We start from the raw sequence: 22,531 nt of genomic DNA, 5'->3' as shown, positions 1-22,531 counted from the left end.
GTGTGGGGTCATGTCTTCTGCTGCTCAGGATGCTCAGTTTTCGTGTTCGCGCCGTTCTTTCCTGAAGGGCGCGGCTGTTGTCACTGCGACTACGGCTGCCGGGGCGCTTCTTGCCGCGTGTGGATCCTCTGATGAGGTTGCCCAGGTTGCTGCCGCGGAGATTCCGGTCGGTGGCGCGTACATCATGGATCGGTGGATTGTCTCCCAGCCCACGGAGGGCCAGTTCGTGGCGTTTTCGCGCGTGTGCCCTCATGCCCAGGGCGATATCAATAAGTTGGGCGAGTTCGAGGGCAAGAAGGTCGCGATCTGCGCGAAGCATGGCTCTGAGTTCGACATCACCACCGGCGAGGTTCTCTCCGGCCCGTCCCGCGTGGGCATGTCCGGTGCGAAGTCGGTCGCGGTGAAGGGCGACCAGGTGGAGATCACGGGCTAGCGCTGCGGCGCGATTTGCACGCTAGCGCGTCAACGCGATCTGCACGCTGTAGTCGCTCACTGCGGCGGCGTAGTGGGGGTCGTGGCAGCTCCACACGATCGCGGGCGTCTCCCCGTCGCGCCCGATGCTCGCGTGGTACTCGCCTGCCACGTACCGCCTCATAAGGTCGGCCAATGCGGCCGCGCCCGGTGCGTCCAGGCCCACCGTGGGTTCATCGAGAAATACGACGCCCGGCGCGCGCACCATCGCCGCCGCCACGAGGACGATCCGGCGCCGTGCTGAGGGCAGATCCAGGGGGTGCTGGTCGGCAACGTCGTTGAGCTGGGCGAAGTCCATGGCTGCGCGGGCGAGCTCCGCGCTGCTTCCCAGCTCTAGTTCTTCGCGCACGCTCTTGCGTGTGACGGCGGAGTCCATATCTGTGGGGCACCAGCCGAAGCGTCCGGCGCACTCGAGGGTTCCGTGCACGAGCTGTTTTTTCGGCACGAGACCCAGCCCTGCCAGGAAGAGGGTGGTTTTTCCGCAGCCGTTGGGGCCTGCCACATGGGTGATGGCTCCGGCGGGGGCAGTAACACTCACCGGTCCGATGGTGCTGTGGCCTCTCTCAATCACGAGCTCCGTGGCGGTAAAGGCAGCCTGTGGGGTGGCGAGGCTGGGCGTCGGATTTTTTGGGGCACGGCGAGACCGCGTAACGAGTTCGTCGATCCGGGGCGGCGGTTCGTGAGCGCCGGTGATGTGCTCGACGTGCTGGGCACTGTCCGCCAGGGCGTTGCGCACGCGGTCCACCACAGTGACCTCGCCGGGGAAGTCCATCAGCACATCGCGCAGCAGGGTGACCGCGTCCGTGTCCAGGCCGTCGCAGGAGCAGTCCAGGACCAGCGCGGTGGGACCGGCCAGCAGTGCCTGGGCGATGGCGACGCGCCGGGTCTGGCCGGTGGACAGGGACATGGGGTCTTGGTCGGCCTGCTCGGTCAAGCCCCACTGCACGAGCGCTGCATCCACGGCCGCTTCCATCGTTGGCACTGGTACGCCGCGCTGCTCCATCGCCACTGCCAACTCGTCGCGGACGGTGGAGCGCATCATGCTGATGTGGGACTGGGCATTGTTGCCCACCCACGCCGCGCCGGTGCGCTCGGCGATGTCCCAGGCGCGTTCGGACAGGCCGGATCCGCTGTCTCCCCAGATATACGTTGTGATGGGCATGTGCTCTTCCCCGTTGTGTGGTTGTCTGTTGTGCTCGCGTACAAGCTACAGTCCCAGCATCCGCGCCGGGATCACGAAGGCGAGAACGAAGACCACCACCCCGATCCCGGCCGCGGGCAGGATCCTCTTCTTCCAGTCCACCGGCCGCGGCTTGCGCCGAGCCAGGTAGAACAGATCCACCACAATCAGGCCGACGAGCCAGCTCATCACCAGGCCCAACAGCTGGCCCAGCATGTCAAAGGTGCGCTCCCTCATGATGAAGACCACGAACAGCACCACGGCCAGGAAGAGGTCTTGCAGCATCGATTGCTTGCGATCGGCCATCTCCCGATCCAGCATCGCCTGCCGCTTAGCCTCCTCCCGTTGGCGTTGTGCTTCCTTCACCGCCGCCTTATTCCGGGAGTTCTTCTTGTTCGCCTTCTTTTTCGCCATAATCCCTCATGCTACCCAGTAGCCCCTACAGTGCCGTTACCTATATAATCCCGACGCCGGCGCACACCCCCACGGCCACCACCCCAGCCACGGCCGCTAGTCGCACTACGCGCTCGGCGGGCCTATCCCCCACCGGGCGCAAGACGGTGCGCGGCCCAGCCTCGCCAAAGCCGGCGCGCTGCAAGGGGCGGGCGCGCTGCGCCGCGTCGTCCACCAGTCCCACAATCAGCGGGAGGATCAGCAGCATCGTGCCGCGGATCCCGGTCACATCCACGCCGCGGGTGATCTGCACCTGCTTGATGGTCTCCAGGCGCGCCCGGGCCATGGGATACAGACGAAAGGTCGAGCCCAACACGTACACCAGGCGCGCCGGGAGCCGGGTCTGCAGCACACGCATCAGCTGGTCGAGGTGTACAAAGCTTCCGATGGTGAGCCCCACCGCCGCCGCGGTCATGAACTTCAAGCCGAGTTCTAACGCGATGCGTGTTCCGTCTGTGGTGAAGATGAACCAGCCGCTGTGCTGCCCAAACGGGGCATACATCAGCAAAAAACCGATGAATGCGGGGCCGCCCATTCCGAGGGAGAGCAGGAAGGGACGGCGGCTGGGCGTCGGATAAAAAAGGGCAAGGCACGCCGCCACCGTCAACATTCCCGCGGACACCCAGACGGAATCGGCGATCAGGGTGACGGCCACGGCGCAGGCGGCGAAGGTCAGCGGCGTTAAAGGATTCATGGACGCGGTGCGGTCGCTGGCGCCTCTGCGTTCGTCCCTGCCTTCGCCTCGGGTGCGAAGGTACGGCGCGCACGCTGCGGCAACGCGCGAATCACCAGCCACACGATGGTGAAGACGATCAACTTATCGATCGGGTCGGAGGTCCAGGATTGGAGGAAGACGGCGGTGATGGTGTCGAAGCCGAGGGAGCGGTAGAAGCTCACCAGCAGGCCGGTGCCGGTGCCCGCGGTGCCACCGAAGATGAAGGAGGCGACGGGCGCGGACAGCAACGCAGTAATGAAGCCCACCACCAGGGACACCAGAGCCACCTTCCACCACGCGGACAGGAAGAGCTTGCGCAGCAGGCCCGCCGCGATACCCACGAAGGCGTACGCCGCGGCGAAGGGAACCACCGTGGGGTTGAACGTGCCCCAGATCAGGGAGGACAGGATACCCGTGGTCATGCCCGCGGCAGGGCCCGCCAGGCTTCCCACCAGCACGGTACCGATGGAGTCCAGGTAGAGAGGCACGGGCAGGCCCATCGTGCCAATGACCTGGCCCAGAATAATGTTGAGCGCCAGCGCCACGGGCAGAAGCCCTAAGGTGCGCACGGGCAGGCGGGGCACAATCACGATCAGCGCCAAAATCGCGGGGACCAAGAATCCCACCAGGGCGATGGTGGAGCTATGCGAGTCCGCCAGGGATTCCCACTGAGAATCCGTAGGCTGGGTGATGACAAGGTAAGACCACGTGGCGACCACACACAGGACAGCCAGGGCCAGCACTGCCTTCGCCCAGGCGGGCATGGGAGCAGTGGAGAGATCTTTGCGTGACAATGCGCTCATGGGTGTTGGTTCTTCCCCTTTAGTACTTCTTATACCCCGTAATGTCACCTCCGGGGTGGTCGCGAACGCCTCTATCGTGACCCACGATGAGCACTTCGTGCAAGTTCCGCGGCTGCAACCCTCATCGCCCCTCATCGGCAGCTTTTACCCCCATACGCGAGCAGGGCACTACTTTTCCCATTTGACAGACAGAGCGGTCTAGTGCAGGCTTGATGGCACGCAAGTAACCGCGGATCGCTTTTGTTCGATCCCACGCACCTTGCAGCACAATGTTAACCGCACACTGTTACATGCACCATGGTCGCCCTACTGGAGCCCTGGACTGGGCGCGATCAGCAGATATAAGGATTAAGTGATGACTTTCCATTCAACAATTGCCGGGGTCCCACGCATCGGACCTGATCGCGAACTCAAGAAGGCGCTAGAAACCTACTGGCGCGATTCCTCCACCGGTCGCGCGCTGGCCTCCACCGCCACCCGCCTGACCAACGATTACACGGACACCGTCCTGAACGCCGGCATCGAGGCCGCACCGTACGCTGGCCGTTCCTACTACGACGCAATCCTGGACACCTCCGCCCTGCTGGGCACCCTCCCGGAGCGCGTGCTGGACATCGAGGACCACGCCAACGACGGCCTGCCTCCGTTCATCGACCGCTACTTCGCAGCAGCTCGCGGCACGAAGACGCAGCCAGCATCCGCCATGACGAAGTGGTTCGACACGAACTACCACTACCTGGTTCCAGAGCTGTCGGCGTCGACCCGTATCCAGCTGGAGGACCAGGCATGGCTGGAGGATCTGCGCGACCAGGTCACCCGCGCAGGCGAGTCCGTGCGCCCCGTCCTGATTGGCGCCCTGACCTACCTGTCCCTGTCCCGCACCACCGATGAGTCCGACGCCCTGGATCACTTGGAAGAGGTGTTCGACGCCTACGCTCGCCTCCTGCCTCGCATCGCCGACCGTGGCGTGACCTGGGTGCAGTTCGACGAGCCTTCCCTGGTCACCGCCATCGACAAGGCTGTGCTGGACCGCGTACGTGCAGGCTACGAGAAGCTGGCCGGCATCGCCCAGGACAAGGGTCTGAAGCTGCTGGTTCAGACTTACTTCGGCGACGGAAACCAGGCCATCGAGCTGCTGAGCGGCTCCGGCGTGTCCGCATTCGGTGTGGACCTGGTCTACGGCGGCACCGAGCTGCCTGCATGGACCGGCGACGAGCTGCTGGTTGCCGGCGTGGTGGACGGCCGTAACGTGTGGCGCACCGACCTGGACGCAGCCCTGGAGACCCTGAAGGCTCTGAAGGAGCGCGGCCCAGTTGCCGTGTCCACCAGCTGCTCCCTGCTGCACGTTCCTTACTCCCTGGAGCGCGAGGGCGACCTAGTTGTTCGCGACTGGCTGGCCTTCGGCTACGAGAAGATCCAGGAAGTTGCCGTCCTGTCCCGCCTGCTGCGTGGCGAGGAGACCGACGAGGACAAGGCTGCCGTTGAGGCTGCACGTGCCGCCAAGGCGGACCGCGACAGCTCCGACCTGACCCACAACTCTGAGGTTCGCGCTCGCCAGGACGCCATCACCGACGCCGACCGCACCCGCGACGACCTCAAGGTTCGCCGCGAGGCTCAGCAGAAGTCCCTGAACCTGCCTCCTCTGCCGACCACCACCATCGGTTCCTTCCCTCAGACCTCCGAGATCCGCGCTGCACGTGCGAAGCACCGCAAGGGTGAGATCGACGACGCCGCCTACACCCAGGCCATGCGCGACGAGGTTGCCGACGTGATCCGTCGCCAGGAGGAGCTGGGACTCGACGTGCTGGTGCACGGCGAGCCAGAGCGCAACGACATGGTGCAGTACTTCTCCGAGCAGCTGGAGGGCTACCTGTCCACCGAGTTCGCTTGGGTTCAGTCCTACGGTTCCCGTTGCGTCCGTCCACCTATCATCTACGGTGACGTCTCCCGTCCGAACCCGATGACCGTGGACTGGTACAAGGTTGCTGCCGACCTGACCGACAAGCCAGTCAAGGGCATGCTGACCGGACCGGTCACCATGCTTGCCTGGTCCTTCGTCCGCGACGACCAGCCATTGGGCGTGACCGCAGACCAGGTGGCCCTGGCTCTGCGCGACGAGATCGACGACCTGGTTGCCGCCGGCGCCCAGATCATCCAGGTGGACGAGCCTGCCATCCGCGAGCTGCTGCCACTGCGCAAGGAGGACCAGCCTGAATACCTGAAGTGGGCCGTGGGCTCCTTCCGCCTGGCAACCTCTGGCGCTGCCAACGAGATCCAGATCCACACCCACATGTGCTACTCCGAGTTCAACGAGCTGATCGACACGGTCTCCGACTTGAACGCAGATGTCACCAGCATCGAGGCTGCCCGCAACGGCATGCAGGTGCTGAAGGCTCTGAAGGACGAGGGCTACGAGTTGGGCGTGGGCCCAGGCGTGTGGGACATCCACTCCCCACGTGTTCCTTCCCAGGAAGAGGTCGACACCCTGGTGTCCGACGCTCTGGACTCCGTGGACCCATCCCTGCTGTGGATCAACCCTGACTGCGGTCTGAAGACCCGCGGTTGGGAAGAGACCACCAGCTCCCTGAAGGTGCTGGTTGCAGCTGCTCTGAGCGCTCGCGAGAAGCTGGACGCGTAAACGCCGCTTTATAGCGCGCTGACACAGTGCCCCACTGGGTTATCCCGGTGGGGCACTTTTTCAGCATTGTATGGGCTGTGAATTGTATGGCCTGTGACATAGGGTTAGCTCATGGCTAGACACTCCGCGCACTCCGCACGCTCTGCGCAGTCCACCCTGTCGCTCCCGCGGCTCGTGCTGGGCGCTTTCCTTATTCTTGTGGCCTGTGCCTCGGCCCTGGGTTTGCTGCTCACCTGGCCGTCCTCGGATCCTGTGGACACCTCGGAGGCGTTCGAGACGAACACCAGCCTCACCGGCGAGCTCGCGAAGGGCACGGTGTTCGCCCTCCAGCCGGGTCAGTGCAACTCCCCTGCCATCGGCACGGTCTTCAGCACCGCCCCGCCAGAGGATCGCTTCGCTCCGAAGGACTGCACGCAGGCGCTGGTGGACATCACCTCGGGGGACCATGCCGGTCAGCGCACCGTGCTGGAGGTGCACCCGGATCTCCCCGGTAGCCCGGACCTGCGGCAGGGAGACTCGATCCTCTTGACGCACTCAGGTCAGGTTTCCCCGGAGGTGGCGCCGACGGATGCGCCGCTCTATGCCTTCCAGGATTTCCAGCGTTCCTCCACGATGTGGTGGTGGCTGGCAGCCACGGTGGCGCTGATTGTGCTGATCGGCACGTGGCGCGGAGCCCGCTCGATCGTGGGTTTGGCGCTCACGCTGCTCATGATCGTGGTGTACCTGATCCCCAGCCTCACCCATGGTGGCTCCCCCGTCACGGTGGCGTTGGTGTGCGGCGCGAGCGTGCTGTTCCTGGTGCTGTTCCTGGTTCATGGGGCCAGCTGGAAAACGGCCAGTGCGTTGGGCGGCACGCTGTTGGCGTTGGGCATTGCGGTGGGGCTGTCCGCGCTGGCGGTTCACTCCGCGGGCATCCGTGGTCTGGGGGATGAGAACAACCTCAATATCTTGCTGTACCTGCCGGGTATCGATATCCAGGGTCTGATGCTCGCCGGGATGATTATCGGTGCGCTCGGTGTGCTGAACGACGTGACGATTGCCCAGTCGTCCACGGTCACGGAGCTTCACGAGGCTAACCCGCACTGGTCGCCGTGGGACTTGTTCCAGTCGGCGATGCGGGTGGGCCGGGACCATATCGCGTCCATGGTGTACACGTTGGTGTTGAGCTACACGGGTGTAGCGTTGCCCATGCTGCTGTTGCTCAGCACTTCCAGCCGTCCCCTGGAGCAGATTCTCACCAGTGATGTGATGGCAACGGAGATCCTCCGCTCGGCCACGGGCGCGATTGCCCTGGTCATGGCGGTGCCCCTGGCCACCGCCATTGCCGCGCTGACGGTCCGGGCGCCGCAGACGAAACCGAAGCCGCAACCGCAGGCTTAGGGGAAGGCTTAGAGCCCGAAGTAGGCGTTCACCTTGTCGGCCACCTTATCGCTGGCGTGAGCCATCACGCCGTGGCTGTAGCCCTCCAGGGTGATGATCTCTCCACCCATGGCTTCCTGCATGTCGGTGGTGGCCTGGGCGGTGGTGGCGCTGTCCTTGTCGAAGACCATCAGCAGCGGCTTGGTCTGGAGAGCCTGGCCGCTGACCTTCACGGGAGCCTTCGGAAGTGGCCATCCCATGCAGACCGCACCGGTGGCGATCCCTTCGTCGACCTGCTTGAGGGCGTCGCCTCCGGTGAGGCTATCGACGATGTGTGGCAGCAGGCGTTCGCGTGCCGGTGGCGTGGTGTTTTCGTTGCAGAAGACTGACTGCATGACGGTGTTGAGGGTCACCTGGGATTCGATGAAGTCCAGCAGCGCTTCGTCGTCCTCGACGATGTTCTCCAGTAGCTTCTCGCTGTTGTCGTGGGGCTTGCCGTCGCGGACGTACTCGGCCAGGTCTCCCCAGCTGGATTCGTCATACAGTCCGTTCTGTAGGGTGGCCGCGAACAGCGGCGACTGGTTGCTGGCTCCTGGGGCCAGGCGGGTGAGGGTGGACCAGCCGGAGTAGAGGCGCCAGATGGGTGGGATCGCGTCGTTCACCACGGGCAGGACCACGCCGGCGTGCTGCTGCAGGCCGGTGGGCAGGTCACCCACCTGCGCTGGCGGTGGCGTGAGCTGCGCGGGTACCCCGGTTTCTTCGTTCACGCGCTGAGCCCAGCGCTGGTACACCTGCAGCGGTGTGGTGCCCAGTCCGTACTGGTCGTCACGATCCGCGATCCACTGGAACATGGCCATCAGGGTGTCCCGGCGCGCGCCCTGCCGGCTCTCCCCCAAACCGAACCACTGGGCCTTCGGGCTTGCGGAGGAGTCCAACAGGATGTGGTCGGTGTGCTGCGGGAACAGGGTGGCGTAGGTGGACATGAGCACGCCGCCGTAGGACACGCCGTAGAGGTTCAGGCGCTCCTCACCCAGCTGTGTACGGACTTCGTTGAGGTCCCGCGCGGTGTTTTCGGTGGTGATGGAGTCCACCAGCCCAGGCTGCAGGGTCTCGCACAGCTCGTGGGCGATGCCGCCCACGAACAGGTCAGCCGGGATGGGGAACTCCGTTGCGCCGCAGGTCAACGGCTCTGCGTGGGAGAGTCCGCGCGGTTGCACGGCGATCTGGTCGTAGTGTTCGCGGATCTTCTCGGGCATCGTGACGCGGGGGATCTCGATGTCCTCCTTCTCGCCGCTGGTGAACATGCCGAGTGCGTCACCACCGGGGCCTCCCGGGTTTCCGGCGATCACGCCGCGCTTCTCGCCGCGCGCGGGGATTTTGCTGACGGTCAGGGTGAGCTTCTCGCCCGCAGGGTTGCTGTAGTCCTTCGGAACCTGCACCTCGGTGCAGATGGTGCCCGGCGCGGTGAAGGATGCCTTCGGGCAGTCTCCCCAGGTCAGGTCCGTCTGCGCGGAGGCTGTGGGAAGAGCACTAGGAAACGCGGCGGGCACGGCGGCTTGTCCGCCTACCAGAGTAAGTGCGGCAAGCAGGCCCCAGCGCGCCTTTGCGGATTTCCCGGCGGTGCGGGATCGCGTGCGTGTGCCGTGTGGGGGTCGTGCGTGCTGGGCAAATGTCATGGGTTCCTCTCCGTGGGTGAGCGGGCGGGGCGCCTGGGAGCTGCCGGCCGCTCACTGCGTTACGTCAAACATGAAGCATTTCTTATGCTGTCATAACTATCGCGCTGCGTCCACCCCTCACGCGAACCCCAACACAACCCGCTCAAACTCCCGGAACACCTCCTCCGGCGCCAGCTCCACCAGAATGTCCGCGTTGGCCCGCTCCGTATCGCCCCACTCCACGCTGGTCGTGCCGCGTCGTTCCCCCTCCACGTCCACGGTGACACGCCCCGGCCGCGTGCGATGCTCCACCGTATCCAGCATCACCATCGCCGCGGCCAGGTCGTGAATCTGCGCGCAGTACCCCACGCCCACCGACTCGTGAAACTCGAAATAGAACCGCAGCGCGTCCTCCATCAGTCGCGCCAGGCGGTCCATGCCGCTGCCCCGCAGCGCCGACGCCCACCGCTCCAGCCGATCGGGTCGCAGCAGCACGCGCTCGGTGACGTTGAGCGGGCAGATCGTGGGCCGCTCCCCCGCCACCGTGCCCGCCTCCGCTGTGTCCGCTTCCACCGTCCCGCGCAGCGCATGCGGGTCCACCCACGCGTTCCATTCCGCCGTTGCGGTGGTGTTGCCGGGATAATCGAACGCGCCGCACATCATCGTCACCCGCGCGCCGTGCTCTGCGTGGGTAATATTCGACGCCGGCCCGGCCACCAACACCAGCTCCGCCCCCTCCCAGCTCGTGAGCGCTGCCGTGAGGTTGGGTTCATAGTCCTCGGCAGGTGTTTCGGTAGACCAGTAACCCAGGCCCGTCGGGCCGTGGGTTTCCGGTGTGGTGGTGAGCTCCACGTGCTCCGGGGCGGCTGCGCCGGCGATGACGGGCACGTCCTCGGGAACGCGCAGCCCGCACGTCTTGAGAACATCCACGCTGTTGGCGGCGGCCTGCGCGGCCCCGCAGTTCCCGGCGCTGGTGGTGACCCTCAGTTGGATACGCCCCTGCGCGTGGAGATGGCTGAGGTAGACGAGAGCCAGGGCGTCGTCTATCCCCGTATCAACATCAGCGACAACAACGGGGACGGAGGCGGCGGAGTCAGGCATGGGTTCCAGCGTAGTCGCGGGCGGGCGCGGTCGGGCGCGGTCGGGGCAGTGCGCACGTAGAATGGCGGCATGACGGGCCATGAAGTAAGAAGACACAGCAGGTGGGCGCGCAGGGGTGTGGCCGCGGCGCTCATGGGGGCGGCGCTGCTGGCGGGAGCGTGCAGTAGTAACGGTTCGGGTGACGGTGCGGGCGGCAGTTCGAGCGGCGGAGCCACCAGCACCGTCACCGAGTCGCGGACACACACGCAAACGCACACCCAGACAGCGACGCAGACAGCGACCACCACGACGCGGGACGGGAAAGGATCGGGCGAGGTGGCGTCGGATCAAGCTAAGACGGATACGGACAAGCCCGGCGCGACCATGATGGGCGAGGCATCCCTCGACGACCGCACCCAGCACCCCGCGGCCGGGTCCAATGTAAGGCCCGTGGCGGTGCGGGTGGGGCACCACGACGGCTTCGATCGGGTGGTCATCGAGCTCGAGGGGTCGGGGCCTGCGGGGTGGTACACGCGGCTGGGGACGACCGCCGCGCACCAGGCCTCGGGGCATCCCATTGACGTTGCGGGGCAGTACGCGCTGGACCTCGGGGTGGAGATGACGCCCATCGACCTGGAGGAAGCGGCCCGGCAGGACGGGCGCACAGTGCTGAAGCCTGGGGTGCATCCAGGGACGACCACAGGCGACGGCGAACCGCGGGACGCCGTGGTGACCGAGGTGAACTACGCCGGCCAGTTCGAGGCCCGGTCGCAGTTCGTCATCGGGCTCACGCGCAAGGTCCCCTACTCCGTGACATACCTCGACGGGCCGCCGCGGATCGTGGTGGACTTTAAGGCGCGCTAGCTCTCCAGCACGTCGTTGATGACGATCGTCTGGTCGCGGCCTGGGCCCACACCGATGTAGGAGATGCGGCAGCCGGACAGCTCCTCCAGGCGCTTGACGTAGGCCTGCGCCTTCTCAGGAAGCTCGTCGAAGGTCCGGCACCCGGTGATGTCCTCGTCCCATGCGGGCATGGTTTCGTAGATCGGGGTGGCGTGGTGGAACTCCGTCTGCGTCATCGGCATCTCGTCGTGACGCACGCCGTCCACGTCGTAGGCCACACAAATCGGGATCTCGCCGATGCCCGTCAGCACGTCCAGCTTGGTCAGGAAGTAGTCCGTGAAGCCGTTCACGCGGGAGGCGTAGCGGGCGATCACGCTGTCATACCAACCGCAGCGTCGGGTACGTCCGGTGTTCACACCCACCTCGCCGCCTGTGGTCTGCAGGAACTCGCCCCACTTGTCGAACAGCTCCGTGGGGAATGGGCCGGCACCCACGCGGGTGGTGTAGGCCTTGATGATACCCAGCGACGCGGTGATGCGCGTGGGGCCGATGCCGGATCCCACGCACGCGCCACCGGTGGTGGGGTTGGAGGACGTCACGAACGGGTAAGTGCCGTGGTCCACGTCCAGCATCGTCGCCTGGCCGCCCTCCATCAGCACGTGCTTGCCCTCGTCGAGGCCCTTGTTCAGCTCGTAGGTAGCGTCGATCAGCATGGGCTTCAGGCGCTCGGCGTAGCCCATGAAGTACTCCACCACGTCGTCCACGTCCACGGCCTTGCGGTTGTAGATCTTCACCAGGATCTGGTTCTTCTGGTCCAGGGCGGATTCGATCTTCTGTCGCAGGATGGATTCATCCAGCAGGTCCTGCGCGCGGATGCCCACGCGGGAGACCTTATCAGCGTAGGTGGGGCCGATGCCACGGCCGGTGGTGCCGATGGCTCGCTTGCCCAGGAAACGCTCCGCCACGCGGTCGATGGCAACGTGGTACGGCGCGACGAGCTGCGCGTTGGCAGAGACGCGCACGCGCGAGGCCTTGGCGCCGCGTGCTTCCAGACCGTCGATTTCCTCGAAGAGGGCTTCGAGGTTCACCACGCAGCCGTTGCCGATGATGGGCGTTGCATTTTCGGAGAGCACACCGGCTGGCAGGAGCTTCAGTTCGTACTTCTCTCCACCAACAACAACGGTGTGACCTGCGTTGTTGCCGCCGTTGGGCTTGACGACGTAGTCGACTTGTCCGCCGAGGATATCGGTTGCTTTGCCTTTACCTTCGTCTCCCCATTGGGCTCCGACGACGATGATTGCTGCCATGTTGGGCTCATCCTTATAAGTTTTGTCGTATGTGGGCATGTCTGGGCATGCCTGTGCGGACGTGCGCGCATGATCTGTGAGTGCACACGTGTCCCGCCTGTACGTCTTGGTATTTTAGCAAGACTTGCACGTCCAGCGGTGTTAAGCCCCGCGGCACTGTCGCGGCCGACCCCTTGCGTCCGGGCGCTATTGTGGGAGTCATGTTGTTGTTGCTCAATTGCGGTGCGGCGGCCCAGCAGCGCCATGCTCGCCTCGCCCCGTCTTTCCCGTCGGATGTCGAGGTCCGAGAAACGGCAGAGATCCCCACGCGTTCCGAGTTGAAGTTCCTGGATTCCATCCCGGAGCGTTTTGTGGTGGGCTCCACGCCGTCGCTGGATGAGATTGCCGCGCAGCCCGACGTTGCCCACCTGGGTGCCCCGCAACCTGATCCGCATACTGTCAGCGAGCCGGTGCGCATCGTTGTCTCTGGAACCGACGCCGCACTGTCCGCTGTGGTCACCAAACTGATGCGTATCGACGCGTTGTGGGTGGAGGTTGCCTACCTCCCTGTTCAGGACTCTGATGTGGCTCGCGCCTGGGGCATCGATGTGGACGCATCCGAGGAGGCTCTCGCACAATTAGTGACTACTGTGGTGACGGCTCCGGCCACGCCACATCCAGTGATCCGCGACGATCATGGCCTGGTGACGTTGGCGAAGGCCCAGATCACCGGGCCGATGAATGCGGATGGGGAGGCCGCAGAGCTGATCGGTGAAGTGATCGTGGACAGTAAGACCATCTACAACCACCTGGGAGCTCAGGGAGCTGAAGACGCTGAGGGCGCGTCTGCGTATGGTCCTGCCCATGATCTCGGGGGCTTCAACAATGGTGTGACGATGGTGCCCACGGCCACGGCTCCGGGCCTTGTGGCCACACCTCGGAAGCCACTGATTCCTCGGCTGTCCTGGTCCCGACTGTTCTCCAGCCTGTCGGCCCGTGCACGGGCGGAGCGTGCGCAACCCACGGTTACCTCGGGCCGTGCACTGCAGGCCGGCGGCCTGGATATGCAGGTCACGCGCGATGGGGTGCCGCATCCGCGGCCGCTCACCTCGGTGACGTTCTATCGCCACCTGCGCGATGGACAGTTCGTGACCTTCAACCGCTAGTCCCACACTTCCGGCGGCACGGAGGGGCTCTCCACCGTGGGCGCCAGGGCTGCCATCGCCGATTCGTGGGAGTAGCCGCACACCTCCAGCGTGTCCACGATGATGGACCGGATCTGCGCCAACACCACGGTGCCGGACAGCCCCGTGCCCTCGGCCACGTCCAGGGTGCACTGGCCGGCCAGGCGCTGCAAGTTCCGGACGATCTCTGGAATCTCGACGGACTCCCGGCGCGTGCCGCGGGTCCCCCCTTCGGAAAAGACCGCCGAGAGGTGGCCAATTTCATTGGCCAGCTCGCTCAAGATGGAGTGCATCGCGGGCGTGGGCTCCACCCCATCGGACACCATCACCACCGCGCGCCGGGCAAGCACCCGCGTGTTACGCATCGTGTTATCCACCGGCCCCAGCGTGCGGTTCATGGTGCGGGTGTGCCGCTTGGCGTTCCAATACAGCGGACTGACCGCCACCATTTCCGCGCCGCCGCCGGCCTGGTTCAGCATGTTGTTCACCGCGGCTTGGGTGCCGCGGGCCTGCTGCAGGGCTTCCTCGATCAACCCGTAGTCCATGCGTTTCATCCCGGTGGCCACGTCATCCAGCACCAGGGCCGCCTTGGCGAGCAGCTCAGACATCACGTGGCGCGCGGGGCGCAGCGGTGAATTGGGAATCAGGGCCATGACCAGGATGCCGAGGAGACCGCCCACTAGGGCGTCGATCATACGTCCCCACGTGTCCTCCGAGCCCGGCGGGATCAGCGTGGCGATCAGCACGCCCGTGTTCGCCGACTGGGTGGCAACAATCACGCCTTTGTCCACGAAGCTGGCGATGATGATGCCTAAGAACACCACCAGGCTGACCTGCCAATAGCCACCTCCGATGAGGCCGATGACCACGTCACCAATGCCGATGCCCACGGCCACGCCCAGCGTGAGCTCGAAGGTTCGCCGGGTTCGCCGCCCGGCGGACACGCCCAAGCTGATGACGGCGGCCATCGGGGCGAAAAACGCATTCTCGTGGCCGAACACGTTCTCCGCGATCAGTAAGGCCAGCGCCGCCGCGATGGCTGCCTGCAGCGCGAAGATGAACTTCTCCCGCACGCGCATCGCGCCGCGCTTCGGCCACTGGCGCGTGAGCGTTTGCGCGGCACTGCGCACGCCCGGCGCGCTGGAGCGGATGAAACGGCGCAGCCGAGCAGCACGGGACGAGGGATCCACGGGATCGTTGCGCCGTGATTCGTCCCAGCTACTGTGCTTGTGCGTGCTCATGCTCTACATTGTGCCATCTGGGTCCTACAGCCCAGTTAGTCCTTCTTCCGGAACGCGATGTCGGCCCACACTCCCAGGTGGTCCGTGCCGCTGACGCGGAATGTGCCCGCCTCCCCACAGGATCCGGTGGTGAGGATGTGATCCAGGCGGATCACCGGCGCGAAGGCCGGCCACGTGGGGCGCGCCGCCGCATGCCCCGTGCAGTCCGTGGTGTTGCTGAAGTCCCTCATGCGCGGGTGCCAGCGGGTGGCGTTGAAGTCTCCCATCAGCACCACGTCGGTGGTGCGGTTGCGCTGCGCCGTCCAGGACTGCAGCCCTTCCAGTTCCTCGTCCCAGGCCTTGCGGTCCTCTGAACCCACGGGGGCCACCACGTGCACGCCGGCGAACGTCACGGGAACTTCGGCCACGGCACCCGCCCGGCTGCCGCGGAAATGCCAGCTGGGCGTGTACACGGTGGGCATTTGGAAACGGGTGACGTCGGCATCCCGGGCCACATCGGCGTACTCGTGATTCGCCTCGGGCTTCTTCTCCGGGTCCACCTTCTCTGCCTGCGTGACCAGGGACGCCAGGCGCCCGTCCGGGTTGGCCAGAAGCACCACACCGTCAGCGCCGCCGCTTCCCGGCTCTGCGTTACTCATCGCCACGAAGCCCGTGGCGGCGGTCACGCGCCGGATCTCATCCGGGGTGGTCTCCGAGAGGGACACAAGATCCGGCTGGAGTTCGCGAAGTCTATCGACGATGGCTCCGTCGTCGGCATTCCCCAGAGCGGTATTGAGCGCCATCACGCGCACGTTCGGGTCCGGGCCGAACCAGTTCAGGGTGCCGATGCGTGGGGCGATCACCACCACCAACACCATCACCGCCAGCACGGCGAGTGCCCGGCGCGCGCGGACAATCAGCGCAAGGCCAAAGACGGCCAGGATGCCGCCCACGAAGGCACTGGCCTGCAACGCCGGCAAGCCCGGCAGCACCTCGGTGGCCTTGGGCCACAAGGCGGTGGAGGTCCACACAAGACCGCCCACAGCCAGGATCGCGCCGATGATCGTTCGGCTGCGCGCTAGCTGGGGCGGTCTCATCACACTTGGAAGTATAACCGCTTCACGCAGGGTTGTGCGGGTTTTACTTCAGGGACGTACCAGCAGAGTGAAGGTCCTGGCAGGCCTCCACAACGCGCACGGACATGGCCTCTTCTGCCTTCTTCAGGTAGGAGCGTGGGTCATAAGCCTTCTTGTTGCCCACCTCGCCGTCGACCTTCAGCACGCCGTCGTAGTTATCGAACATGTGGCCAGCCACAGGGCGGCTGAACGCGTACTGCGTGTCGGTGTCCACGTTCATCTTGATCACGCCGTAGCGCAGGGACTCCTCGATCTTCTCCTTCTCGGAGCCGGATCCGCCGTGGAACACGAAGTCGAAAGGCTGGGCACCCTCGGCCAGACCCAGCTTCTTGGCGGCGGCCTTCTGGCCCATGTCCAGGACCTCTGGGCGCAGCTTCACGTTGCCTGGCTTGTATACGCCGTGGACGTTTCCGAAGGTGGCGGCCAGCAGGTAGCGGCCCTTGTCACCGGTGCCGAGGGCGTCGATGGTCTTCAGGAAGTCCTCTTCCGTGGTGTACAGGTTCGCGCCAGCCTTGGCCTCCACGCCGTCTTCTTCACCGCCGACCACGCCGATTTCCACCTCGAGGATGATGTTGGCCTTGCGGGACTTCTCCAGCAGCTCCTGCGCAATCTCCAGGTTCTCGTCGATCGGCACGGCGGAACCGTCCCACATGTGGGACTGGAACAGTGGCAGCTCGCCGGCGTCGACACGCTTCTGGGAGATGTCGATCAGGGGACGGACGAAGTCGTCCAGCACTTCCTTCTGGCAGTGGTCGGTGTGCAGAGCAACGTTCACGCCATAGTGCTTGGCGGCCTCGTGAGCGAACGCTGCCAGTGCGCAGGCTCCTGCAACCTTGTTCTTGACGTTCAGTCCGGAGCCGAACTCCGCACCACCGATGGAGAACTGGATAATTCCATCGGATTCCGCATCAGCGAAGCCCTTCAGCGCTGCGTTGATGGTTTCGGAGGAGGTGCAGTTGATGGCTGGGTAAGCGAAGCCGTCTTCCTTGGCCTTGTCCAGCATGTCGCGGTAGACGTCTGGGGTTGCAATAGGCATAGTGTGTCCTCACCTTGCTCCGCGGGTTTCGCCCACGGGTCATGTCTGGTCGGGAAAAGTTAGGTTTTCGCTATCCGATTATGCCTTGTTTACCCATTTAATGTTGCTGCCGGCATCCCCGCGTGTGGGTTTTCCCCCGCCTTTGGGGGCTTTTCTATGCCGCGTGATTGCCCGATACGCAGCCTAATCCCACAGCCTGACCGCGGCCTCCATCAGCATCCAGCCGGACAGCTGCACGGACATATCCCGCTCTGCAATATCGGAACTGCTGACCGCACCGGCGATGGTGGACCCCACGAGTCCGCCGGACTGTGGCATCACCGCGTCCTTCGTCCAATCCGCGCCGAATACCGGCAGCCCATCAATCTCCAGGCGGTACCGCCACGCCGATTCTGCTGTCTGCAGCACCATCTGTCGTGCTTGCGCTCGTGCCTGATCCGATTGATGACCCGACGACGCCAAAGCGTTCGCCACCACAGTTAAGTACCGCACCAAGATTCCGTTGAACAGGCCGCCGTCGCCGCCACCCGTCTGGAAATGCAAGACTCCGTCGTCGGTTGTGCGTGTATCGGCGATGGCCTGCACCAGTCCGTGGGCACGGGTGATGTGCTTCATCCCCACGTCGGACACCTCGCCGGGCTGCACTCCGGCGGCGCGGCGTTGCGCGTTGGCCAACTCCACCAGGGCACCCAGCATCACGCCCTGACAGTAGGGGTGGATCGCAGTGACGATCTCCGGGCCGTGCATGCGCATACGCATGCCGTCCATCACCAGGCCGTCGTCGTTAATCAGGTGGTCGAAGGTCCAGTCCACCAGCGTTTCGGCCAGCTCCAGGTTGCCGTTGCGGGCGGCGATGATGGCGGCGGGCCCGTTCGTGGGGGTGTTGTAGAAGGTTTCATTGGTGCGCCACGGCAGCACTCCGGTGAGGGAGTCCACGCCGTCGTAGATGTTGTCGATCAGCTCGGTGCGGCCGCGCGGATCGCCCAGCTTCTGCATGTCCGCCACACGCCCGAGAGCCAGGGCCAGCCAGGCCTTGTCATCGTAGTAGTGGTTGGCCGTGAGCTTGGAGAGGTTGCGCACCTTGATGCCGCGGATCTGTCGGCGGATGCGGTTCAGGCGCGCCTTGGTGGGGCGGCGAGTCGCCGCATCCACCATGTTGTCCAGCAGGTGTGCCTGCCACCAGTAGTGCCAGCGGACGAAGAGCTTATCCCTGGTCGTGGGCGGCCAGGCGATCACGCCAAGGGAGGTGCCCGGGATTCTCCACAGCGAGGAGAGGTGACGGTCGACGACCGCCTGTTCTGAGAGGTCGGCCCGGTGGTCCCATTGTTCCTTGGCGTTGTGCATCACAATATTCAATTGTGCCTGAGGTCACTGGATTTCTGCCACCGTCCGGCGCGTCCTCCACCAGCGCGGCAAACAAGCGCGGCAAACATCTGATCTGTGTGAACACCGGAGGTGCCTACAAGTGGGTCCACGGTACGAAACCTGATTCTTCACCATCGTCACGGCGCGAGGGTCGGGGTTTACCAGGCCTTATTCAAGTCGGCATGCGCGCGTATCCACGCGTGCATGGCGATACCCGCAGCCACACCGGCGTTGATGGAACGCGTGGAGCCGAACTGCGCGATGGACACCGTCATCCGGGCCGCCGCTTGAGCCTCCGGCGTAACTCCCGGGCCTTCCTGGCCGAAGAGCAGCAGGCACCGCTCCGGAAGCTCCGCCGTTTCCAGGGGAATAGACCCCGGAATGTTGTCCACGGCAACGACCGTCAACCCCTCGCGGGCCGCGAACTCCAGCACATCATTGACCGTCTCATGGTGCTGTAGGTGCTGGTAGCGGTCCGTCACCATTGCACCGCGGCGGTTCCACCGCCGCCGCCCCACGATATGCACGGTGTCCACCGCGAAAGCGTTGGCGGTGCGCACGACCGTCCCAATATTCGAGTCATTTTCGAAGTTCTCTATCGCGATGTGGAGCTGGTGGCGTCGGGTATCAATATCAGCGACGATCGCATCGCGGGACCAATAACGGTACGCGTCAACCACGTTGCGGGTATCGCCATTGTCCAGCAGGTCGGGGTCGTACTGCGGGTCCGTCGGGCGAGGCTGGCCGGGGTTCTGCTGCTCCCACGGGCCCACGCCCACCGGATGCGGGAACCACTCCGTGGGGCCCGGCTTGTCCTGATCGCTCATCTCTTCCACTCCTCATGCCTTGTGCTTTCGGCCACCCTTAGCGTAGTCAGTCGGCAAGGCGGGGTGGCTGTGCGGGTCGGGGTGGCTGTGCGGGTCAGGGCCACGGGCCGCCTAGCTCACCCGGCGCAATCACGAACCGATAAACCGATAAACCGATAAAACTTCACGAGCCGATAAACCGATAAACCGATAAAAGTGCCGGTTCTCAGAAGCCCAGACAATGAAACCCTAGGCCAGGCCCAGATCCTCCAACCCCAGCAGCGAGCGATACTCCACACCCTCAGCCTCAATGACATCCTTCGCGCCGGTCGCGCGATCCACCACGGTAGCCACTCCCACCACCACGGCTCCGGCCTCCTTCGCCGCGGCCACTGCCGTCAGCGGCGAGTTGCCGGTCGTGGTGGTGTCCTCCACGATCAGCACCTTCTTCCCCTCAATATCCGGCCCCTCGATTCGGCGCTGCATCCCGTGCTTCTTCGCTTCCTTGCGCACCACGAACGCATCCACGCCGTCACCTGCGTGCATGATGGCGGTAGCCACGGGGTCCGCGCCCAGGGTGAGGCCGCCCACGTGGGCGTAGTCCCAGTCGCTCGTGAGTTCGCGCAGCAGCTCGCCGATGAGCTTAGACGCCTCGCGGTGCAGCGTCGCGCGGCGCAAGTCCACGTAGTAGTCGGCTTCCTTGCCGCTGGACAGGGTGACGCGGCCGTGCACCACGGCAAGCTCCTTCACCAGTTCGGCCAGCCGGGTCTTCTTCTCGTCATTCACGTGTGGGGTGGTCATGATTGTCCTTATGGGTTGTGTTTAGAAGTTGTTCTTGTTGTGGTTAATGTCCACGATTTCCGCGTCGACCGTCTCGATCTCCACCGGCTCGATCGGCTCCGGGCGGGCATGCCGCGCGTCCGGTGCGCGGTGCTTGCCCGTATTTTTCTCCCGACGCCGACTCGCCAGCACATCCGCCTGTGTCATCTCGTCACGGGGTTCCTCATCCCGTGGTCCCGACGCCGCCGCGCCGCCCGCTTCCTCACCCGGGCGATCGAACTCCGGCTCTACATAATCGACGTCGGGTTCGTCCACGTCATCGAAGATGGTGGCCTTCGTGCCCGCGTCCGCACGGAGTACGTGCGGGCGCTGGGCGGTCGACGGGCTGATGTGATCGGGGTCCTCCCCGAGCTTCGGGAGGGTGTGGGTCTCTTCCGTCAGGTGGCTGGCGGAGTAGTCCTCCATGTCCCCTTCGGTGCGGGAGCGGGCTCGCGTGGGGAATACCACCTTGGCTGCGGGCCGGGTGATGTCCGGGTTGTGGGGGTCGGGCACGCTGGTGTGAGCTGCGCCGGCCGAGTCAGTCGAGGCAGTCGAGCCCGCCGGGTCTGACTCGTCGGCGTCCTGACCGGTCTCACCACTGCCGGCCTGATCGCCGCCGACCTCATCATCAACAGCCCCGGAGCGATCGGCGGACGCGCCGGAACGGTCAGCGTGTGCACTGTTCGCTCCAGCGTCCGGCACCGCCCGCAGGTAACCGGGACGGTTCTGAGCCGCACCGTCAGCGGTGTTCGCTGCCGCGTCGCTTCTGGATTCGGCGCCAGTCTCGGCCACTACCTCGGAGCCGGTCTCGGAGCACGTCTCAGCCTCTGCCTCCCCTGCTGCGGCATCCTCTGCCGCAGCATCAGGCAACTCGAAGCGAGAGTCCCGCGCCGTGGGAATGCTCCACTCACTCCCCGGAACAGCCCGCGTGGGATCCGCCCGCTCAAACTCGAGAGGCACGTTAGAGTACATCGGCGGTAGCACCATCGCCGCATTCGCCATGTGGAACTGATGAGGCAAAATCTGGTCCCACACACTGGTGTCCAATTTGCGGGAAATGCGCACATACAGCCAGCGGCCTTCCCATTCAATATGGTCTGCCACCTGGGACAACGCCGCCAGGCCGTCCAAAACTCGATCGTCCAGCATCCGGTCCAGGGCACGGATGTCATTGGTAAAGGCGAAGTAGGGGTCGTGGTCGCACCGCTCTGCGCGGCGCAGCCCGTGAGGCAGTTCCCCGTGCACCGTGTACACCACGTGCGCGGGGCTCGGCTCCGCGCGGCGCATGGCCAACACCGTCGAGCGATTCACATCCCCAATGATGACGGGGTAGCCGCGGAAGAAACCACTGACGACGTCCCGGAGAACTGGGGTCTCTCCACTCTCCTGCTCCACCCGGCCCAGCACCAACTGTGGCCAGTCATCGGCCACGTGGGCGTCCGTCTTGACGTATTCGCACTCATGCGCCTGCGCCCACGCGCGGCGTTTGCGCCGTCCCCCGGACAGCACATCAAAATTTTTCGACGCCGACGCCGCCTCACGCTCAGCAGACCGGTCGATCTCCAACACCCCAGCAGGGGTGTTCTCGATAATCCCCTCCATCTCCTCAGTGGGAGCTACCTCGGGCTCCAACCCCAAGTACTCCTCCTGCGGCGCCGCATCAGAACCGGACTCTCCCGCGGAACCAGCGCTGGGCTTTCCGCTGTGGCGGGAAGCCGCCGTGCCGTCGTGGCGGGCAGCCGCAGCCGGATCATCCGAGGCCCGCTCTGTCCCCCGCGAGCTGTGCGAACGCTCGCTGGTGGGCGTCGGTATAAAGGACGAAGAATCACCGCCTCCACCTTGTGAACGCTGCCTGAGCAACAGCCACACGGCAGCAGCTACAAGGACAAGCCCCAACAACAGGGCCACAACAGGTGAAGTCATGGTGTTAGGATACCGTGCTGCCCCTACAACACCAGCGCGGGGCAAACACACGGACTCACAACAGGCTGTTACTCATTCGCCTCGGCGTAGGCCTCCGCGTCCATCAGATCGCCGGACTCGGTGACCTTCACCTCGTACAGCCAACCCTCGCCGTAAGGATCCTCGTTCACCAGACCAGCGTTATCCTCCAACGCCTCGTTGATGGCCACGACCTCGCCGGACACGGGAGCGTAGATGTCGGACACGGACTTGGTGGACTCCACCTCGCCAAAAGCCTCGCCGGCCTCAACCTCAGAGCCCACCTCAGGCAGCTCGACGAACACGATCTCGCCCAGAGCCTCGGTAGCGATGTGGGTGATGCCCACGCGCACGGTGGCACCCTCCTCCACGGCGTTGGTGTTGACCCACTCGTGCTCTTCGGAGTACAGGAAATCTTGTGGCAGTGCGGACATAGTCTTCTCCTCTTGTGTGGAAGCTGCTCAACGAAACGTTGAGCAGGTGTTTTCGGTTGATCAGATTACACCACGCACCGGCGGCGGCGCGTGGGTGTTCACGTCGG

General features: G+C 64.9%; 20 protein-coding genes. 5 read left to right on the top strand and 15 right to left on the bottom strand.

All coding sequences use genetic code 11. From position 1 onward, the window contains the following. Positions 1–10: 10 nt before the first annotated feature. Positions 11–433, top strand: a complete 423-nt coding sequence (locus tag IAU67_RS01240; RefSeq protein ID WP_151842582.1) for a Rieske (2Fe-2S) protein — start codon at positions 11–13, stop codon at positions 431–433. Positions 434–454: 21 nt separating this feature from the next. Here the strand turns inward: IAU67_RS01240 and IAU67_RS01235 are convergent, their stop codons facing one another. From IAU67_RS01235 to IAU67_RS01220, 4 genes are read right to left on the bottom strand one after another with little or no spacing between them, the layout of a single operon-like run. Then, positions 455–1,633 (bottom strand): ATP-binding cassette domain-containing protein, encoded by a 1,179-nt coding sequence (locus IAU67_RS01235; RefSeq protein WP_151842583.1) that lies wholly within the window; start codon positions 1,631–1,633, stop codon positions 455–457. 45 nt (positions 1,634–1,678) lie between these two features. After that, positions 1,679–2,065: a hypothetical protein gene (locus IAU67_RS01230; protein ID WP_151842584.1), complete on the bottom strand. Its 387-nt coding sequence runs from the start codon at positions 2,063–2,065 to the stop codon at positions 1,679–1,681. Positions 2,066–2,105: 40 nt separating this feature from the next. Further along, complete coding sequence (locus IAU67_RS01225) at positions 2,106–2,798, bottom strand: energy-coupling factor transporter transmembrane component T (RefSeq protein ID WP_151842710.1); 693 nt, start codon at positions 2,796–2,798, stop codon at positions 2,106–2,108. Next, positions 2,795–3,583 (bottom strand): ECF transporter S component, encoded by a 789-nt coding sequence (locus tag IAU67_RS01220; RefSeq protein ID WP_151842711.1) that lies wholly within the window; start codon positions 3,581–3,583, stop codon positions 2,795–2,797. The genes IAU67_RS01225 and IAU67_RS01220 overlap by 4 nt, the downstream gene beginning before the upstream one ends. 394 nt (positions 3,584–3,977) lie before the next feature. Here IAU67_RS01220 and metE point away from each other — a divergent pair, with 394 nt between their 5' ends. Both metE and IAU67_RS01210 read left to right on the top strand, forming a co-directional pair. Then, a complete protein-coding gene (gene metE, locus IAU67_RS01215; RefSeq protein ID WP_151842585.1) occupies positions 3,978–6,260 on the top strand; it encodes a 5-methyltetrahydropteroyltriglutamate--homocysteine S-methyltransferase in 2,283 nt (760 codons plus the stop codon). A gap of 111 nt (positions 6,261–6,371) precedes the next feature. Then, positions 6,372–7,640, top strand: a complete 1,269-nt coding sequence (locus tag IAU67_RS01210; protein ID WP_151842586.1) for a YibE/F family protein — start codon at positions 6,372–6,374, stop codon at positions 7,638–7,640. Between the two features lie 8 nt (positions 7,641–7,648). Here IAU67_RS01210 and IAU67_RS01205 read toward each other — a convergent pair whose 3' ends face one another. Both IAU67_RS01205 and IAU67_RS01200 read right to left on the bottom strand, forming a co-directional pair. Further along, entirely contained in the window at positions 7,649–9,295 is a 1,647-nt protein-coding gene (locus IAU67_RS01205; protein ID WP_151842587.1) for an alpha/beta fold hydrolase, read from the bottom strand. Positions 9,296–9,412: 117 nt separating this feature from the next. Continuing rightward, entirely contained in the window at positions 9,413–10,375 is a 963-nt protein-coding gene (locus IAU67_RS01200; protein WP_151842588.1) for a nucleoside hydrolase, read from the bottom strand. A gap of 69 nt (positions 10,376–10,444) precedes the next feature. Here IAU67_RS01200 and IAU67_RS01195 point away from each other — a divergent pair, with 69 nt between their 5' ends. After that, positions 10,445–11,218, top strand: coding sequence for an AMIN-like domain-containing (lipo)protein (locus tag IAU67_RS01195; RefSeq protein WP_151842589.1), 774 nt, complete (start codon positions 10,445–10,447; stop codon positions 11,216–11,218). Here the strand turns inward: IAU67_RS01195 and IAU67_RS01190 are convergent. Then, positions 11,215–12,504, bottom strand: a complete 1,290-nt coding sequence (locus IAU67_RS01190) for an adenylosuccinate synthase (RefSeq protein ID WP_151842590.1) — start codon at positions 12,502–12,504, stop codon at positions 11,215–11,217. The genes IAU67_RS01195 and IAU67_RS01190 overlap by 4 nt on opposite strands. A gap of 200 nt (positions 12,505–12,704) precedes the next feature. Between IAU67_RS01190 and IAU67_RS01185 the strand changes: the two genes are divergently transcribed. Next, entirely contained in the window at positions 12,705–13,649 is a 945-nt protein-coding gene (locus IAU67_RS01185) for a hypothetical protein (protein WP_225723543.1), read from the top strand. Here the strand turns inward: IAU67_RS01185 and IAU67_RS01180 are convergent. The 8 genes from IAU67_RS01180 to gcvH all read right to left on the bottom strand — a co-directional run bounded on the left by IAU67_RS01180 (position 13,646) and on the right by gcvH (position 22,424). Then, positions 13,646–14,908, bottom strand: coding sequence for an FUSC family protein (locus IAU67_RS01180; protein ID WP_151842591.1), 1,263 nt, complete (start codon positions 14,906–14,908; stop codon positions 13,646–13,648). The genes IAU67_RS01185 and IAU67_RS01180 overlap by 4 nt on opposite strands. 35 nt (positions 14,909–14,943) lie before the next feature. After that, entirely contained in the window at positions 14,944–15,984 is a 1,041-nt protein-coding gene (locus tag IAU67_RS01175) for an endonuclease/exonuclease/phosphatase family protein (RefSeq protein ID WP_225723550.1), read from the bottom strand. A gap of 43 nt (positions 15,985–16,027) precedes the next feature. Continuing rightward, positions 16,028–17,059, bottom strand: a complete 1,032-nt coding sequence (gene fbaA / locus IAU67_RS01170; RefSeq protein WP_151842593.1) for a class II fructose-bisphosphate aldolase — start codon at positions 17,057–17,059, stop codon at positions 16,028–16,030. Positions 17,060–17,242: 183 nt separating this feature from the next. Continuing rightward, complete coding sequence (locus IAU67_RS01165) at positions 17,243–18,403, bottom strand: glycoside hydrolase family 76 protein (protein WP_151842713.1); 1,161 nt, start codon at positions 18,401–18,403, stop codon at positions 17,243–17,245. A gap of 179 nt (positions 18,404–18,582) precedes the next feature. Further along, positions 18,583–19,251: a TrmH family RNA methyltransferase gene (locus IAU67_RS01160; protein WP_151842594.1), complete on the bottom strand. Its 669-nt coding sequence runs from the start codon at positions 19,249–19,251 to the stop codon at positions 18,583–18,585. A 228-nt stretch (positions 19,252–19,479) separates the two neighbouring features. Beyond that, the gene (pyrE, locus tag IAU67_RS01155; protein ID WP_151842595.1) at positions 19,480–20,031 is read right to left on the bottom strand and encodes an orotate phosphoribosyltransferase; all 552 of its coding nucleotides are present in this window, start codon (positions 20,029–20,031) and stop codon (positions 19,480–19,482) included. A gap of 21 nt (positions 20,032–20,052) precedes the next feature. After that, the gene (locus IAU67_RS01150; protein WP_151842596.1) at positions 20,053–21,972 is read right to left on the bottom strand and encodes a type III secretion system chaperone family protein; all 1,920 of its coding nucleotides are present in this window, start codon (positions 21,970–21,972) and stop codon (positions 20,053–20,055) included. A gap of 68 nt (positions 21,973–22,040) precedes the next feature. After that, positions 22,041–22,424: a glycine cleavage system protein GcvH gene (gene gcvH / locus IAU67_RS01145; RefSeq protein ID WP_151842597.1), complete on the bottom strand. Its 384-nt coding sequence runs from the start codon at positions 22,422–22,424 to the stop codon at positions 22,041–22,043. Positions 22,425–22,531: the final 107 nt, after the last annotated feature.

Source organism: Corynebacterium zhongnanshanii, from assembly GCF_014490575.1.
Classification (GTDB): domain Bacteria; phylum Actinomycetota; class Actinomycetes; order Mycobacteriales; family Mycobacteriaceae; genus Corynebacterium; species Corynebacterium zhongnanshanii.
Note: the sequence above shows the minus strand (reverse complement) of the source record. Positions and strands in the feature narration are given on the sequence as shown.